The sequence below is a fragment of the Nocardia paucivorans NBRC 100373 genome, assembly GCF_000308675.1.
Taxonomy (GTDB): domain Bacteria; phylum Actinomycetota; class Actinomycetes; order Mycobacteriales; family Mycobacteriaceae; genus Nocardia; species Nocardia paucivorans.
This window is the reverse complement of sequence record NZ_BAGE01000053.1, coordinates 182,203-198,262: the sequence shown is the minus strand read 5'-3', so window position 1 is coordinate 198,262 and position 16,060 is coordinate 182,203. Positions and strand designations below refer to the sequence as shown.

At 65.7% G+C, this 16,060-nt stretch carries 15 protein-coding genes; 5 read left to right on the top strand and 10 right to left on the bottom strand.

Features of this window, described 5'->3' with window-relative positions; translation table 11 throughout:
* Positions 1–58: 58 nt before the first annotated feature.
* The 8 genes from ON32_RS20145 to ON32_RS20105 form a co-directional block, all read right to left on the bottom strand.
* Positions 59–1,102 carry an alpha/beta hydrolase gene (locus tag ON32_RS20145; RefSeq protein ID WP_157224260.1) on the bottom strand — a complete coding sequence of 348 codons (1,044 nt, stop codon included), beginning with the start codon at positions 1,100–1,102 and terminating at the stop codon, positions 59–61.
* Between the two features lie 342 nt (positions 1,103–1,444).
* Complete coding sequence (locus ON32_RS20135; protein WP_083874671.1) at positions 1,445–2,464, bottom strand: sulfite exporter TauE/SafE family protein; 1,020 nt, start codon at positions 2,462–2,464, stop codon at positions 1,445–1,447.
* 145 nt (positions 2,465–2,609) lie between these two features.
* Positions 2,610–5,288, bottom strand: a complete 2,679-nt coding sequence (locus ON32_RS20130) for a fumarate reductase/succinate dehydrogenase flavoprotein subunit (protein ID WP_040792620.1) — start codon at positions 5,286–5,288, stop codon at positions 2,610–2,612.
* 11 nt (positions 5,289–5,299) lie between these two features.
* Positions 5,300–6,049: an ABC transporter ATP-binding protein gene (locus ON32_RS20125; protein ID WP_040792504.1), complete on the bottom strand. Its 750-nt coding sequence runs from the start codon at positions 6,047–6,049 to the stop codon at positions 5,300–5,302.
* Entirely contained in the window at positions 6,046–6,909 is an 864-nt protein-coding gene (locus ON32_RS20120) for an ABC transporter permease (RefSeq protein ID WP_040792503.1), read from the bottom strand. The genes ON32_RS20125 and ON32_RS20120 overlap by 4 nt, the downstream gene beginning before the upstream one ends.
* On the bottom strand, positions 6,906–8,282 hold the full coding sequence (locus ON32_RS20115; protein WP_040792502.1) for an ABC transporter substrate-binding protein: 1,377 nt from the start codon (positions 8,280–8,282) through the stop codon (positions 6,906–6,908). The genes ON32_RS20120 and ON32_RS20115 overlap by 4 nt, the downstream gene beginning before the upstream one ends.
* A gap of 7 nt (positions 8,283–8,289) precedes the next feature.
* Positions 8,290–8,517: a 4Fe-4S dicluster domain-containing protein gene (locus ON32_RS20110; RefSeq protein ID WP_040792501.1), complete on the bottom strand. Its 228-nt coding sequence runs from the start codon at positions 8,515–8,517 to the stop codon at positions 8,290–8,292.
* The gene (locus ON32_RS20105; protein WP_051133508.1) at positions 8,518–9,300 is read right to left on the bottom strand and encodes a GntR family transcriptional regulator; all 783 of its coding nucleotides are present in this window, start codon (positions 9,298–9,300) and stop codon (positions 8,518–8,520) included. It lies immediately after the preceding gene.
* Positions 9,301–9,649: 349 nt separating this feature from the next.
* On the opposite strand from ON32_RS20105, the gene ON32_RS20100 reads away from it, so the two are divergent.
* Both ON32_RS20100 and ON32_RS30260 read left to right on the top strand, forming a co-directional pair.
* On the top strand, positions 9,650–10,804 hold the full coding sequence (locus ON32_RS20100; RefSeq protein WP_245551177.1) for an RsbRD N-terminal domain-containing protein: 1,155 nt from the start codon (positions 9,650–9,652) through the stop codon (positions 10,802–10,804).
* Positions 10,729–10,932: a helix-turn-helix domain-containing protein gene (locus ON32_RS30260; RefSeq protein ID WP_245551175.1), complete on the top strand. Its 204-nt coding sequence runs from the start codon at positions 10,729–10,731 to the stop codon at positions 10,930–10,932. The genes ON32_RS20100 and ON32_RS30260 overlap by 76 nt, the downstream gene beginning before the upstream one ends.
* 33 nt (positions 10,933–10,965) lie before the next feature.
* Here the strand turns inward: ON32_RS30260 and ON32_RS20095 are convergent, their stop codons facing one another.
* A complete protein-coding gene (locus ON32_RS20095) occupies positions 10,966–11,868 on the bottom strand; it encodes an AMP-binding protein (protein WP_040792618.1) in 903 nt (300 codons plus the stop codon).
* Positions 11,869–12,119: 251 nt separating this feature from the next.
* Positions 12,120–12,458 carry a DUF4231 domain-containing protein gene (locus ON32_RS20090; RefSeq protein ID WP_040792500.1) on the bottom strand — a complete coding sequence of 113 codons (339 nt, stop codon included), beginning with the start codon at positions 12,456–12,458 and terminating at the stop codon, positions 12,120–12,122.
* Between the two features lie 844 nt (positions 12,459–13,302).
* Here ON32_RS20090 and ON32_RS20080 point away from each other — a divergent pair.
* From ON32_RS20080 to ON32_RS20070, 3 genes are read left to right on the top strand one after another with little or no spacing between them, the layout of a single operon-like run.
* A complete protein-coding gene (locus ON32_RS20080) occupies positions 13,303–14,334 on the top strand; it encodes an ABC transporter substrate-binding protein (RefSeq protein ID WP_051133507.1) in 1,032 nt (343 codons plus the stop codon).
* Positions 14,331–15,167: an ABC transporter ATP-binding protein gene (locus ON32_RS20075; RefSeq protein WP_040792497.1), complete on the top strand. Its 837-nt coding sequence runs from the start codon at positions 14,331–14,333 to the stop codon at positions 15,165–15,167. The genes ON32_RS20080 and ON32_RS20075 overlap by 4 nt, the downstream gene beginning before the upstream one ends.
* Positions 15,160–16,050, top strand: coding sequence for an ABC transporter permease (locus ON32_RS20070; RefSeq protein WP_040792496.1), 891 nt, complete (start codon positions 15,160–15,162; stop codon positions 16,048–16,050). The genes ON32_RS20075 and ON32_RS20070 overlap by 8 nt, the downstream gene beginning before the upstream one ends.
* Positions 16,051–16,060: the final 10 nt, after the last annotated feature.

Sequence of the window (16,060 nt, the reverse complement as noted above, 5' to 3'; positions counted from 1 at the left end):
CCCGGGAGCGCGCCCGCCGCCGATGCCCAGCCTCTCGCCCACCACCGGCCGGGGCCGGTCAGTTGCCGGTGTTCGCCGCCACCCACCGCTGAGCGGCGGCGAACCACGCATTCGCGTTGTTCGCCAAGTTGATGCAGTGGCCGGCGTTCGGAAGGATATAGCCCTCGAGTACCGGTGCGTCCGGGAACAGTGGTCGTTCGTTCGCCGCCCATGCGCCGGCATCCTGGCAGGGCACCCCCGGCGCGCAATGGAACAGGGCCTCCGCGCCGCCGATAGCCAGCAGTACCGGGACGGTGACCCTGTGTGGGGTCTTCGTGGGTGCGGTGAAGTTCGCGGCCGCTTCGGTTATTTCGCCCACAGGGAAGGAATCCATCGATGCGTTGTCCGCGGCGACGACCGCCGCGTCGGTGTCCGGGGCGTGGAACACTTTCGTGCGCAGCTCGGGCCGGATCACCAGATCCCCCGGTGAGCGATGGCGCAGGGTCTCGATTCCCGACAGAGTGGCCGGCAGAACCGATCCACCGTCGAGGGACACGTCGACCGCGCCCGATTGCGCCCAGGAGGAGATGCCGGACACGATCACCGCATCGGCATCCCGGGGGTACAGGTCGATGTGCCGCAGCACCGTATAGGAGCCGAGCGAATGACCGGCCAACACCACCGTGGTGAACCCGTGTCGGGTTCGCAGCCAGTCGATCGTCTGGTGTAGACCCTCCGCGTTCGCCGTGAGGTTCGCCGCGGTGGGATCGATATGTGACGAGGTCCCGGTGTTGAGACGGTCTATCGCGAAGGTGGCGAATCCGGCATCGGTGGCCGCGGCGGCATAGGAACGCCCCGGCCACATCCAGTAGGAGCGATTGTAGGTACCGCCCGCGACCAGCAGTTGGACGGTTTTCGCCCCACCCGCGGGTGTGCAGAGTGAACCGGCGAGTTCCACAGGTTCGGAGACGGTAACCGCGACTCGATGATCGGTGCATATCGGTTCCGCCGCCGCAGGCGCCGTTTCGACCATGGTGACCGCGGCCGCGGCGATGCACAACACCGCCGACAATCGTGTGATACGCGCCGCGAGCCATCGCCGCCCGGATCCGATATCGCGCATGGTTTTCTCGGTATTTCTCGTCTCACGACCACGAACCGGCATCACAGGTGTCGAGTCCTTCCTCACCAACAGCTCGAGACCTCACCGTGCCGGTTGTCCGTGCGGACGTGGTACGAGGGAAATTCCTACTCTCGGCGTCGGTTGCGCGTCTCCTCGCCGAAAACGGTAGCGGTATCGACGCCGACGTTCGACTCGGCCGAAATATTTTGTCGCGGACGATCCCGCGACGAACCGATGCTCGCCGACCGGTGATACCACGATGCCCGGGCCGGCCGGTGTGATCCGGCCGGCCCGGGCATCGTATCCGCCTTGGAGCTTGCCCCGTCGTTATCGGGCCGGGTGTTATCGGACGGGGGCACCCGTGACGTCCGACAACTCGTCGGGCCCCAAATCGGTGTTCGCAGCGGATTTCGCGTCGCTCTCCTCGAGGAGGGATTCGAGTTCGGCATCCGCGTCCGCCGCGGTTTCGGTCTCCCCCGCGCCCACGGCGTCGTCCGCCGCCTCCCGTCGGGACCGCAACCAGGCATACGCGGTCAGCGCGACCGTCGTTGTGATGATCACCGCATAGGCCGCGGTGCGTGGCGCTCCCTCGATATCGAAGAACTTGAACAGGGTGCGGGCGTTCGTCAGGACGAGCAGGCCACCGACCCCGGTCCCGAGCACCGTCGGTGCCACCCGACTCACCAGCCAGGCCGCGAGCGGTGCGGCGAGCACACCGCCGATGGCCAGACCCGCGATGATCAGCAGGTTGTCGAAGAAATCCGAGCCCAGCCCGAGCAGGAAACCGGCGCTGGCCGCCGCGGAGACGATGAACTCCGACGCGCTCACCGACCCGATCACCGTTCGCGGGGTGGTCTTCGCCGTGGTGAGCAGGGTGCTGGTGGTGACCGGCCCCCAGCCGCCGCCCCCGCTGGCGTCGATGAACCCACCGAACAGGCCCAGCGGGGTGAGGAATTTGGCGGTGTGCGGGGACCGGCGGGCCGTGGTGAAGGCCGGGGGACGGGCCGAGAAACGGTAGACCAGGAACACCCCGATCGCCAGCAGGATGCCCGAGGTCACCGGCGCCGCCGACTCGGTGGAGATCTGGGACAGCACGGTGGCGCCGAGGAAGGCACCGACACCGCCCGGCACACCGAGCCGCAGCACGACCTTCCAGTCGACATTTCCGAACCGCCAGTGCGATGCCCCGGAAACGAGAGTGGTGAAAACCTCCGCGAAATGCACCGCGGCACTCGCGTGGGCAGCCCCGGTGCCAGTGAGCACCAGCAGGGTCGTGGCGGTGACGCCGAATGCCATCCCGAGCGTGCCGTCGACGAGCTGCGCGCCGAGGCCGACGAAGACGAAGATGATCAATTTGGCCATGCTGGTGCTCTCCAACCTCTACAGAGAGGTCGTAATGTACGGGTATGTCATGTTCGGGGCACGGGTTGTGATCACCGTGAACAGAACTCTCCTCGACGGGTATCGGGTTCGTTTTCGGTCCGGTATCGCTTTTGGACCTGCGCGATCAGGAGACCAGTGCGCGGCGGGCGTAGGCCCGGACGTCCGCGTCCGGATCGTCGACGGCTCGTTCCAAGGCGGTGCGGACGGCCGGATGTTCGGATCGGCCGGCCAGGCTCAGGACCGCCGCCTTGCGCACATCCAGGTGGGGGTCGGTGAGCGCCTCGGACAGGATCGGGACGGCGATAGCGGGGTCGACCGTGGCCAGGCCGCGGGCGGCGCCCACCCGGACCTGCCAAGCCGTATCGCGCAGTGCGGTGTGGATTGTGGTGACATCGTCGAGTGTTGCTCCGAAATCGGCGAACGCGGCGAGCGCGGCGGCGCGGACGAGTGGGTCGGGGTCTGCGGCCAGGGTGCGGACGACATCGATACCACCGGTGCCGATGGTGGCCAACCCCTGGGCGACGGCGATGCGGACCTCCCGGTTCGGGTCACCGGCCGCGGCGGCCACCGCGGGGTACCGATCCAGCGATACCAACGCCCGGATCGCTTCGATGCGCACCCGGTGGTCCGAGTCGGTCGAGCCGGCGGTGAACTGCGCCGCGGTTCCCGCCCGCAGGGCGCGGAGCAGGTCGATCACCGCGGCCCGAACGACCGGGTCGGGGGAGGAGAGCCGTTCCGCGAGCCCCTCGGCCGAGGGCAGCACCTCCACGAGTTCGCGCAGCGCCGCCGCGGCGGCCCGGCGCACCGAGGACGCCGGATCGTCGAGGGCGCCGACGAGCAGGGGCGCGAAACCGTCCGGGGTGTGTTCGGTGAGCGCGGTGACCGCCGCGACCCGAACGATGGCCTCCTCGTCGGTGAGATAGTCCGCGATATCCTGTGCGCTCGGTGAGTCCAGGGCGAGTAGCGCGAGGATTCGCGGCGAGGCCGGGGTGGTCGGCGTCGGAGTCCGGTCCTCCCGCCGCTCGACGGCCGCCGGGGGACGATGGCCGACGAGTTCGGGTTGCGAGATGATCTCCGGCTCGGCCACCGACGGCAGATCGTCCAATCCGGCCACCGGCACCAGATATGGCGCCACCGGACGTTTGAGGAACTCCATCGACCCGTCCGCACCCTTGCGCAGGTTCAGGTGGTACCGCCACGCCTGATCGTCGCGTTCGGGCAGGTCGGCACGGTCATGGTACAGACCCCACCGGGATTCGGTGCGAGTCAGGGAGCTGCGGGCCGCCATCTCCGCGCAATCGCGGATGAACGACACCTCCACCGCCCGCATGAGCTCGTGCGGGGTCCGGGCGCCCATCTCGGCGATCTCGGTGCGCATTCGCTCGAAGGTCTCCACCGCGATCGAAAGTTTGGTGGCCGTCTTCGGTGGTGCCACATAGTCGTTGACGAATCGGCGCAGTTTGTACTCGACCTGGGGTTGCGGCGGCCCGTCCGGGTGACGCAGCGGGCGGTAGACGAGTTCGTGCGCGGCCTCGAGCTGGTCGGTGGGAAGATCGGTGGGGGCCGCGAGGTCGGCCAGGGTGCCCGCCGCGTGGGAGCCGGCGAGCTCGCCGAAGACGAATGCGCCGATCATGTAGTTGTGCGGGACGCAGGCCAGGTCACCGGCGGCGTACAGCCCGGGCACGGTGGTGCGGGCGTTCTCGTCCACCCATACGCCGGATGCGGAATGTCCACTGCACAAACCGATTTCGGAGATGTGCATCTCGATATCGTGCGTACGGTAGTCATGGCCGCGGTTGGCGTGGAAAGTGCCGCGGGTGGGGCGTTCGGTGGTGTGCAGGATGCCTTCCAGAGTGGAGATGGTCTCCTCCGGCAGATGCGACACCTTCAGATAGATCGGTCCACGCGCGGACTCGATCTCGCGTTTCACCTCCGCCATCATCTGCCCCGACCAGTAGTCGGAGTCGACGAATCGTTCACCTCGGGCGTTCACCTGGTAGCCGCCGAATGGGTTGGCGACATAGGCGCAGGCCGGCCCGTTGTAGTCCTTGATCAGCGGATTGATCTGGAAGCATTCGATACCGCTGAGCTCGGCCCCGGCATGATATGCCATGGAATAACCGTCGCCGGCATTGGTGGGGTTCTCGTAGGTGCCGTACAGGTAGCCCGAGGCGGGCAGACCCAGTCGACCGCAGGGCCCGGTCGCCAGGATCACGGCCTTGGCGCTCACCGCGTAGAACTCGCCGGTGCGGGTGTGCAGGGCGGCGGCCCCGACGGCCCGGCCGCCGGAGGTGAGGACGCGGACCGGCATGAGCCGGTTCTCGATGCGGATGCGTTCCCGCATCTTGCGCTGTCGCAACACCCGGTAGAGGACCTTCTTGACATCCTTGCCCTCGGGCATCGGCAGCACATACGAACCCGAGCGGTGCACCCGGCGCACCGCGTAGTCGCCGTAGGCGTCCTTCTCGAACTTCACCCCGTAGCGTTCGAGTCGCTGCACCATGGCAAACCCGCGGGTGGCGGTCTGGTAGATGGTGCGCTGGTCGACGATACCGTCGTTGGCGCGGGTGATCTCGGCGACATAGTCCTCCGGTTCGGCCTTGCCGGGAATGACGGCATTGTTCACCCCGTCCATACCCATGGCCAGGGCGCCGGAGTGTCGAACGTGCGCTTTTTCCAACAGCAGCACATCGGCACCGTGTTCGGCGGCAGTGAGCGCGGCCATGGTGCCCGCGGTACCACCGCCGATCACCAATACATCGCAGTCCAACCGGATGGTATCGGCGAGATCGGGAATCGAGATGGTCGGCGCGGTCATATCAGGGCCTCCAGGATTTCGGCGCGTTCGGCGCGGCGTTCGCCGGATGTGCGCGGATTCGGTACGTCGACGATCGTGCGCAGCGGTTCGCCGGTGCGGCCCAACACCACGATCCGGTCGCCGAGGAGCAGGGCTTCGTCGATGTCGTGCGTGACGAAGACGACCGTGGTCGGGTGGGTACGCCATGTCTCGACGAGTAGGCGCTGCATAGTGGTGCGGGTCTGGGTATCGAGGGCGCCGAACGGCTCGTCCATCATCACCGCGCGGGGCGCCCCGGCCAGCCCACGCGCCAACTGCACCCGCTGACGCATCCCGCCGGACAGACTCTTGGGCAGATGGTCACCGAAACCGGTGAGGCCGACCTCCTCGATCCACCGGTCGGCGGCTGCGCGCCGGCCCTCCTTGGGTTCGCCGCGGAGTTTCAGCGCCAGTTCGATATTCGAGCGGACCGTGCGCCACGGGAGCAGGGCATTGTCCTGGAAGACGACCGCGCGATCGCGGCAGGTGGAGGTCACCGGTTCGTCGTCGGCGAGAATCCTCCCGGCGTCCGGGCGCAGCAGCCCGGCCAGCGCCCGCAGCACCGTGGATTTACCGCACCCGGACGGTCCGGTCAGCACCAGGATCTCGCCGGGCCGCACCTCGAAGCTCAGTCCGGCGATCACCGGTTCGCCCGTATAGGACAGGAAGACATTGTCCAACCGCAACCGCAGCCCGGTCGTTGCGGTGGTGTCGGGAGCGCTGGTCACCGCGCGTTCTCCTCTCCCCGGGGCAGCCAGCGCGTGATGCGGCGGCCCACGAGTTCGACGGCGGCCGAGGTGGCGAACCCCAGGACGCCGATCGTGATGATGCCGACGAAGACGCCGGGGTAGTCGACGATCGTGTACGCCTGCCAGGTGCGATAGCCCACGCCGAGCCGACCGGAGATCATCTCGGCGGAGATGACGCAGATCCACGCCACCCCGATCCCGACCGACAGCCCGCCGAACACCCCCGGCAACGCGCCGGGGAACACCACCCGAACCAGCACGTCCCACCGGCTGCCGCCGAGGGTGCGCACGGAGTCCTCCCACAGGGTGGGCAGGGCCCGCACGGCATGCCGAGTGCTGACCATGATCGGGAAGTAGGCGGCCAGGAAGGTGATGAAGACGATGCCGGCCTCGTCGTCGGGGAACAGCAGGATCGCGATCGGCACCACCGCGATGGCGGGTACCGGGCGGGCCAGTTCGGTCAACGGTCCGAACAGGGTGGCGAACCACCGGGAGCGGCCCAGGGCGATACCGGTACCGACCCCGATGATCGTGGCCAGGCCGAAACCGCTGAGGATGCGGATCAGCGACTGGGCCAGGTCCAGGTAGTAGATCTCGGTGCCGAGTTGCCGCCACAGGGCCGAGAGGATCTCGGTCACCGTGGGCAGTGTGTCGAACCGCAGCCAGAGCCGAACGTCGGCTGCGGTGAGCAGCTGCCACAGCAGCAGCGCCGCCAGTATCGAGCCGATGCGCGCGGCCCGGGCCGACCAGGGGGAGTCGCCGGACCGGCCGCCGGCGCGGACGGCGGTCCCGGAGATCGGGACCGTATCGGCCGGGACGGTGGTGACCGTCGTGCTCATGAGCGGACCTCCGTCACGGCCTGTTCATAGCTCACCGGGGCGGCCGTTGGATGGGTCTTCCGGTATCGTCCGGCCGCGGCCGCCGTGGTGAAGGGCAGGAAGGTGTCGCCATCGCGTAACCACACGGCCTTGTCGGCGAACCAACGGGTGCCCAGTTCGGCATCCAGCACATAGGCCTGGCGAATCGTTTTCCCTTCGGCGCGTGCGTTTTTCACCGCACGCAACAAGGCATTCGGATTGTCGGCCGGTTGGGTGGCGGTCTCCCCGGCGAGCCACAGTTCGTTACCGGAGCCGGTGGTGCGGTTGCTCGTATCGGCCAGGACGGCCTCGTAGTCGTCACCGCGCTCGGCGAACGCCTTTCGGATGGCCGTATCGTCGACGAACGCGTCGATATCCAGGTCGGCGAAATCACCGATCGATTTCAGATAACGCACATCGTCGGCGAACGCCGCGAGCAGATTCGGCTTCAGGGTGGCATCGAAGGAGGTGCCCCCGGGACCGTTGTAGAGGTACACCACTTCCTGGGGGAGCCCCGATTCCTCGGCCACGATTCGGGCGGCGTCGAGAGGTTCGCTCCGCAGGAATTCCGTGGCATCCAGCTGTGCCTGCAGGAATGCGTCCACCACCTCCGGGTGCCGTTGGCGGTAGTCGGCGCGGACCACCACGCCGTGGAAGGTGGGCACGTTCAGCTCCGCGCCGTCGTACAGCAGTTTCGCCTTGTCCTGGAAGACCAGCAGCCCCGGCCAGGCCACGAACTGCGACAGCGCCGACACCTGCCCGGACTCCAGCGCCGAGGCTCCCACCTGGGGTTGCTGGTTGAGCACCTCCACGCCTGTGTTCGGGTCGATACCGGCACGACTCAGCGCCTGCACCAGCGTGCCGTGACCGGCGGATCCGACACTCGCCGACACCTTCTTCCCGCGCAGATCCGTCAGGTCGTTCGCCGACGAGTTCGGTGGCACCACAACCATATTGAGCGCGCCTTTGGCGTTGTACCCGGTCACCGAGACGAATTCGGTGCGCGATCGCTCGTTGCCCCGGGTGCGAGAACCGTTGATGAGCAGCGGATAGTCGCCCATCGAGCCGATATCGATCTTCTCCGCCACCATCTGCGCGGTGATCGGAGCGCCGGTGTCGTAGTCCTGCCACTCCACCTGATATTTCGCACCGCCGTTGTCGGTGATCTCCTGGAGTCGGTGTTCCAGGTACCCCTGCGCCCGCAGCAGGGTGCCGGCGGTGACGGTGTTGATGGTCTTGGACTGATACCCGACGACCACCTGTACGGTGTCGCCGGACGTCGCCCCCTCCAGCGAACACCCGGTGAGGGCGAGTACGCCGGCCACGGCGAGGGCGAGGAAACGTCTGATACGCATACTGGGACTACCTCAGGAGATACGGCATATTGACGGTGACGGCCCCGGTCGGGCAGCGGGCGGCACAGGGCCCGCAGTACCAGCACTCGTCCGTGAACATGTAGGCCTTGCCGTTATCGGGATTGATGGCGAGCGAGTCGAGAGGGCAGATCTCCACGCACAGGGTGCAGCCCTCGATACACAGTGATTCGTCGATGGTGACCGGGATATCGGCGCGCTGGTCGGCGAGAGCCATCTACAGCACCTTCCATTCGGGGACGGAACGAACAAGATTGCCGCGCAAGGTAATTCGATCCCCGCGCATATGGATGTACTCGAGATCCACTGGGGTGCCGTCGTCGAGTCGGGTGAGTCGTTCGAGCATCAGCAGCGCCGACGACGGAGGAATGTCGAGGGTGGCGGCGGTGTGCCGGTCGGCGGGAACCGCTTCCACCGCCAGATCGGCCGAACCGAGCGACCGCCCGCTCAGCCGCTCCAACAGGACGAAGATATCGGTGTCGGCCAGGTTGTGCTCGAGCACCCGGGCGCCGATCTCGGGGGACAGGTAGGTGAGGTCCAGACTCAACGGCTGCTCGTCCAGGAACCGCAACCGTTCCACGTACACCACGCGCTCGCCCGGTTCCAGACCGAGCCGGCGCGCGACCGCGGGTGGGGCGCTGATCCACATGGCCGCCCGCACCTCGTTGTGGACGGTGCCGTGTCCGATGAACGTCTCTTGCAGTCCGAGCAGAGCATCGAGTCCGTGATCGTATTTCCGCGACGCCACTCGGGTACCGACACGCGGCGCCCGCGCGATGAGTCCTTCGTCCTTCAACAAGGCCAGCGCATCACGAATGGTGTTGCGGGAGACCTGATGCTCGTCCGCCAGTTCCTGCTCGGTGGGCAGGGTTTGTTCGATCGCTCCGGCATGGATCTGGTGGCGCACGATATCGGCAATGCGGCGCGCCTGATCGGCGCGCAGCAGCCGAACCGGCGCACCCTCGGCCGCCCGCTCCGCATTTTGCTCCCTGACCTGCATGAACACTGACGATAATGAGATTGCGGGCCGGTTCTTCACCTCGTTGGCGATGCCGTGACGCGAGGGATGTCATTGCGCCGGCCATCCACCCGGTGCGACCTGGGTGGATGCCCCGAAATCGGGGTATTACGCCATCTCGGGCGTCGCGCCGGTGGTTCGAATCACGCCGATTCGAATACGAGTGCCGGCAGAGTCGCCGGACGCAGGTCGGTGCTCCGGGGTACCGGGCCGCCCCGGTCGACGACTCGGTGATCGATGATGTGATCTGCGATATGGCCGCGTGACCTGACACCAGAGGACGGCCCTGCGCTGCGCCGCGACGGAGACCATGGGTAACTACTATTTGAGTGTGACGGTTTTTCGTCGCGATGATGCCGAGGTGACCCGGTGGGTCACACGGATCGTCACCCGCATGCATGAGCGGGCGGCGGATATCGACACGAGCATCTATCAACGACTCGAGGACGAGATACCCGAGTTGCGTACCATCGGGCCCGCCATCGAACTTCTCGCCGCCAGCGTACGGGAAAACGTCGCCACCCTGCTGCATGCCCTGCAACACGATATTCCGCCGGAGCGGGTCCACCTTCCCAGCGCGGCCGTCGAGTACACCAGGCGTCTGGCTCAGCGTGATGTTCCGGTCACCGCCCTGGTTCGTGCCTACCACGTCGGCCAGTGGCGGTTGACCGAGTTGTTCTTCACGGAACTGGAGGCCGTCGATATCGCCCCGGCGGATCGGACCTTCCTCGCGGAAGTGCTCACCACCAGGCTGTTCGCCTATCTGGATCAGTTCATCCAACAGGTCATCATGACTTATGAACACGAGCGTGAGCTGTGGTTGGAGACCGGGCACAGCCTCCGCGCGGTTCGGGTCCGCGAGGTACTGGACGAGGAGCGGGATGTCGATATCGACGAGGCCACCGCAACGCTTCGCTACCCGCTGCACTGGTATCACCTGGCGCTGATCGCCTGGTATACGGAGGCGCGCGCCCTCGGCGACGAACTGGCCAGGTTGCAGCGATTCGTCCAAGGGGCAGCACAAGCGTCCGGAGTCGATCTGAGTCCCCTGGTCGTCGCCGACGATCGATCGTGTGTCTGGGCGTGGTTGCCGTTTCGGTCGCCGCCGTCCCCGGCCGTTACCAGGGTTCGTGATTTCGCGGCCGATGCCCCGATGCGCCGCGGGTCACGATCGGTACACCGGCCCCCGGGGTGCCGGGTTTCCGCCGATCACATCGGCTCGCCCGGCGTGCGCGGTCCGTCGCGCTGCTTCGAGGCGACACCGGGCCGAGTGTTATCGCCGCCGATGATCCGGGCGTATCGGCGGTGGCTCTGTTCGGAGACGAGCTCGCCGAGGTCGGCCAGTGGGTCGGCGAGGTGCTCGGTGACCTGGCCGTCGACAACGACAACAATGCGCGGTTACGCGAGACGTTGCGGATTTTTCTCCGCAACCAGGCCGGTTACAAAGCGGCTGCCGCGGACCTCGATCTGCACTTCAACACGGTGAAATATCGGGTCGAACGGGCCGTGTCACGACGCGGTAAGGCCATTTCCGACGACCGACTCGATGTCGAACTCGCGTTGCTCATCTGTTACTGGTACGGCTCGACGGTGCTGCGACCCGATACCGCATAAGGGACGGATTCGGCGCGATATCGGAATCCCGGTTCACGGTACGCGCGTCGCGGATGCGGGAGAAAAGGCCGCATGGGCCCGCTCGTACACCTCTTTCAATCCATAACCGTTGATAATCGGTATTCCGTAGCGGTGCTCGAACATGCTGCGCAGTTCTGTGTCGATTCGGGCGTCGCAGCAGACGGCGAACCGCAGCGAGGGAACCTCCGGCCGCGTGTGGTCGGGCAGAGCGGCCAGTTCCGCATATGTATCCGGTTCCGCGGAGAACCAGGTGGCCCGGCTGCGCCGAATCCGGTCGAAGATCGTCGTGGATCCGATCGCCCCGGCCAGGGTGACGCTGCCACCGGCGAGGAGCGGTGACAGGACGCCCACCACGATGCCGTTGACCCGGGCCGACGACATGGCCACCAGATTGCGGTCGGTATCGGTCAGGGCGAAGACCTCGACCAGGAATCGGGACAGGGCATCGAGGTGGACGGCGCCGAGCAGTATGTCCCGGCCGCTGTCGGTGCGGGTGACCAGCACCGGTGCCCCACCGCTCGGCCGTGGGCCGTCGGTGTCGGGCTCCGCCGCGGTGAGATCGTGGGCGGATATCACGAGCTGGGTCGGCGGAGTGGTCGTCGATGGTTGCGCGGTAATGAGAACCTTCGCGTCCACCTCGTACTGCCGAGAGCCGGTATCCGTCGAGGGGTCGACCAAGGTCACCGCGGCGCCCAACCGCCAAGCGGCGAACATCGACACCACGAGGGTGGCCGTATCGGGAAGTATGACCGCCACCACATCACCGGGGGAGACGCCCACCATGCGCAGGGACGCCGCGGCCCGTCGGACTGCGGCCAGGAACTGACTATTGTCCAGATCGATGCTGTCGTCGGCCACAGCCGAGGCGTGCGGTGCGGTAGCGGCACGTCGATCCGGGAGAGCCGAAAGGAGCATACGAAAAATCCTCGGGAAGATTCGGTAATGAGCAGGAACCACGGTAGGGGGCGATTCCCCGGCTTGGCATTGTCCCGCGGCTACCAAAACCGGCGTTCGCTTTATCGTTGTGAAACAGAATCGGGACCATCTGTATCGGTGTTCCCGATTTGGAGGGATTTATTCCCGTCTCGCTGCCGCAAATCGGTATTGTTCGCCCGCCGAGGGCGTCACCACCGTGATAGAGCTCTCCAGCAACTCCGCGACTGCTGTTATTTTTCCTGCTTCTCCTTCTGCGCTGGCTCCGTCGGACGTTCGGCGGTTGCGCGATCACCGGTTTTCGTGGCCGGCGACCCACGTGGCGCTTTCCTCCGAGACGATGTTTCGATCCGTTCGGCGAGTATCATGCGTCGGTCGTCGCCACGACCGATCCCGGTGTGGGCGAGATAGAGGAATTTTTCGTGTTCGAGGGCTTCCGCGGTGGACCGATAGGTAAGCCGGTTGGTGGGCCATCGGAACAGCTGCTGCGATCCTTCGGCGATCAGGACCATGACGGCCGGTACTGTGGCGATCACCGCAGTTGCCGACAGCACCGCAGCGACGGAGACCACGGTGCCGACTCCCCGCCCCTGTCGGTCGGCGTCGGCTCTTTCGAAGCTCTACGACGAGTCTGCCGGAGAGGGTGTTCTCGCCCTGGAGCTTTGCACCATTGTCGGCGGAATCGGTCGGATCGTGCACGATCGGTATCGACGCCCTCCTGGTCGGTGCCGGATTCCGGCAGACCACGGTCGCCGGCGATCGGACCGAAAACCGCACCGAACCGGACTCCACGATCCGGATATCGCGTTTCGGTTCGATATCGGACGGATCTGCTCGAGCACCGAAGGCCAGGCGCTTCGGTCGTGGGATTTCCACCCCCTGCACTCATCGGTACCTTATCGATGGCCACACCGCCGGAGTGGATTCCGCGGTGTACGGCCGCGACGGTGGGCGCATGGCAATCGACAGTCCGGACAAGACGATTCGACCATGGGACGCCGACGTCGGTCGGCCGATCGGCATGCCGTGGTCGGCCACACCGGTACGGTCGGCGCCGTGGTGTTCGGTCCCGATGGTCGGCGCCTGTCCCGGTCGGGTCCGAAGACCCGACCGGTCCTACATTCACCTGTGCCCGAATTTACCGATTGTTTTCAGATCGATGAGAATGCCGTATCGGGCCATCATCCGCCCGTGAACGATGGCCTGTCACGCCGTGACGGGTGTGGTGAACAGGTATTCCGCTCGGTCGGACAATCCATATCGAAGAGTTCTACTCGGGTCGAGATAAACCATTCAGCGAGGTGCTCTCCGATGCCACCATGACAAGTCCGACGACCTAGATCGCAAGGACGAGTCATGACCCGACAATCGAAACCCACAGGGACGAGACGATCACCGTTACCGGTGTTCGCCGCGATGCTGGTCGCGCTCATGCTGTGCCTTACGGCCTGTGGTTCCGGGGAAGCGGCGAAGACCGCGGACGGGAAAATCATTCTGCGCTACCAGGGTTGGCCCGGTGAGGTGGAGTTCCACGAACTGGCCGAGGAACTCGGCTACTACCGGAACGTGAAGCTCCAGTGGGTTGGGGACACCACGAGCGGCCCGCAGGATATCCAGTCGACCGCCACCGGCGATATCGATTTCGGATCCGCCTTCAACGGTGCGGTCGTGAAACTCAATGCCGCCGGCGCCCCCATTACCTCGGTGCTCAGCTCCTATGGCGCCGACCAAGGCGAATATAACGGCTACTACGTGCTGGAGAACAGCCCGATTCGCACCGCGCGCGACCTGATCGGCAAGAAGGTCGGTATGAACACGCTCGGCGCGCATCACGAATTCCTGGTTCGGGAATGGCTTGCGAAGGAAGGGCTGAACCCGGACGAGATCAAAACGGTTCAGTTGGTCGTGGTGCCGCCGGTGAACACCGAGCAGGCATTGCGCGAGAAGCAGATCGATGTCGCGACCCTGGGAACGATCCATCGGGAAAAGGCGTTGGAACGTGGCGGAATCCGTGCCCTGTTCACCGACCGTGATCTGTTCGGGGCGTTCGGCTACGGAACGTATGTGATGCGCGACGGTTTCATCGCGAAGAACCCGGAAGCGGTAGAGGATTTCGTGCAGGGCACCGCTCGTGCCATCCGCTGGGCGCAAGTGACCCCGCGCGACCAGGTGGTCGCCAAATTCCGGGAAATAATCCAGAAACGCAATCGCAACGAGGACACCGAGAAGATCGAGTACTGGCGCAGTTCCGGTATTCCCGTTCCGGGGGCGGTGATCGCCGAACGTGAGCTGCAGACCTGGATCGACTGGCTCGTGCGCAACGGTGAGCTGGAAGAAGGGAAATTGGTGGCGAAAGACCTGTACACCAATGAATACAACCCGTACGCCAACGGCACCTACACCGAGGGCAGCGGACCCGACGGACAACCATTGGCGAGTGAGAAATGAGCACCGAAACCACACCGAAGCTCCGATTGGAACAGGTGACCAAACAGTTTCCGATTCGAGGGCAGAAAACGGATTTCACCGCCATACGCGATATCACCATCGATGTGGCCCCGGGGGAATTTCTGGTCCTCGTCGGGCCGAGCGGCTGCGGGAAATCGACCCTGCTCGATCTGTTGGGCGGGCTCAGCACACCGACCTCCGGTCGTATCCTGTTGGACGGTAAACCGCTCACCGGCCCCGGCCTGGATCGCGGCATCGTATTCCAGCAGTACGCGCTGCTGCCGTGGCGTACGGCGCGCAAGAACATCGAGTTCGGTCTGGAGGTCAAAGGTCTTCCGGCCGCCGAGCGCCGAGAACTGGCCGAGCATCATCTCGAACTGGTCGGGCTGCAAGGGTTCGGCGACCGGTATCCGCACGAGCTGTCCGGCGGTATGAAACAGCGGGTCGCCATTGCGCGCAGCCTCGCGTTCGACCCCGAGGTGCTGTTGATGGACGAGCCCTTCGCCGCCTTGGACGCGCAGACCCGGGAATCATTGCAGGACGAGCTGCTGCGCATCTGGAAGGCCACCGGTAAGACCATCCTGTTCATCACCCACGGTATCGACGAAGCGGTCTACCTCGGCCAACGGGTCGCGGTGCTCACGTCGCGGCCCGGTCGGATCAAGCACATCGTCGATATCGATATCGATCGGAATGTCGACGATGTCCGTTCCGACGCCGGATTCCGCGCGCTGCGCCATCGGATCTGGGCGCTGTTGCAGGACGAGGTGGAGCGGGCGCGCTCGCAGGAGCTCGCCGAGATCACGACAAGCGAAGAGGTACATCATGTCTAGCGCCGTTGTCACCCCCACCGCCGGTGCCCCGCCCGTCTCGGAGCCGAGCCCCGCCACTCGGGAGAACGACGTCGCGCCGGCGCCCTCCGGTTCGGTACTGTTCCGCGCCGTCGGTCGGTGGGCGGGTGGCCTGGGATGGCGGGTCTTCAAATCGGTGATAGCGATTCTCGCCTTTCTCGCCGTCTGGGAAGCGGCCCCACGTGCCGGACTGGTGGACAAGGTTTTCCTGCCGCCGTTCAGCGAGGTCATCGATGCCTTCTTCGCCCTCGCCGGAAACGGGCAGCTCTGGGAGCACGTGTCGACCAGTCTGTCCCGGGCCCTCGCCGGATTCGTGATCGCGGTCGCGGTCGCGATCCCGCTGGGTGTCGCGATCGCCTGGTATCGGCCGGTCGCGGAATTCCTGAACCCCATCCTGGAACTTTTCCGCAATACCGCGGCCTTGGCGCTGCTGCCGGTGTTCGTGTTGATCCTCGGTATCGGGGAAACCTCCAAGGTCGCGCTGGTGATCTACGCGTGTGCTTTCCCCATCCTGCTGAACACCATCTCCGGGGTACGCACTGTTGATCCTTTGCTCGTCAAATCCGCACGTTCCCTGGGGATCTCGTCGATCGGGCTGTTCCGGAAGGTGATCCTGCCGGCCGCGGTGCCGACCATCTTCACCGGTCTGCGCATGGCCGCCGCATCTTCCATCCTGGTGCTGATCGCCGCGGAGATGGTGGGTGCCAAGGCGGGGCTCGGTTATCTGATCACGGCTTCCCAACTGAACTTCCAGATTCCGAACATGTACGCGGGCATCATCACCATCGCGCTGGTCGGTCTGGCCTTCAACGCTCTCATCGTCACCCTGGAGCGCCGGCTGTCGCGCTGGCGTCCGACACACTGAAACGGAAACG

Coding starts and splice junctions, on each gene's coding strand:
- ON32_RS20145 (WP_157224260.1), bottom strand. CDS start 1,102: ATGCGCGATATCGGATCCGGGCGGCGATGGCTCGCGGCGCGTATCACA.
- ON32_RS20135 (WP_083874671.1), bottom strand. CDS start 2,464: ATGGCCAAATTGATCATCTTCGTCTTCGTCGGCCTCGGCGCGCAGCTC.
- ON32_RS20120 (WP_040792503.1), bottom strand. CDS start 6,909: ATGAGCACGACGGTCACCACCGTCCCGGCCGATACGGTCCCGATCTCC.
- ON32_RS20115 (WP_040792502.1), bottom strand. CDS start 8,282: ATGCGTATCAGACGTTTCCTCGCCCTCGCCGTGGCCGGCGTACTCGCC.
- ON32_RS20110 (WP_040792501.1), bottom strand. CDS start 8,517: ATGGCTCTCGCCGACCAGCGCGCCGATATCCCGGTCACCATCGACGAA.
- ON32_RS20105 (WP_051133508.1), bottom strand. CDS start 9,300: ATGCAGGTCAGGGAGCAAAATGCGGAGCGGGCGGCCGAGGGTGCGCCG.
- ON32_RS20095 (WP_040792618.1), bottom strand. CDS start 11,868: ATGCTCCTTTCGGCTCTCCCGGATCGACGTGCCGCTACCGCACCGCAC.
- ON32_RS20080 (WP_051133507.1), top strand. CDS start 13,303: ATGCTGGTCGCGCTCATGCTGTGCCTTACGGCCTGTGGTTCCGGGGAA.
- ON32_RS20075 (WP_040792497.1), top strand. CDS start 14,331: ATGAGCACCGAAACCACACCGAAGCTCCGATTGGAACAGGTGACCAAA.
- ON32_RS20070 (WP_040792496.1), top strand. CDS start 15,160: ATGTCTAGCGCCGTTGTCACCCCCACCGCCGGTGCCCCGCCCGTCTCG.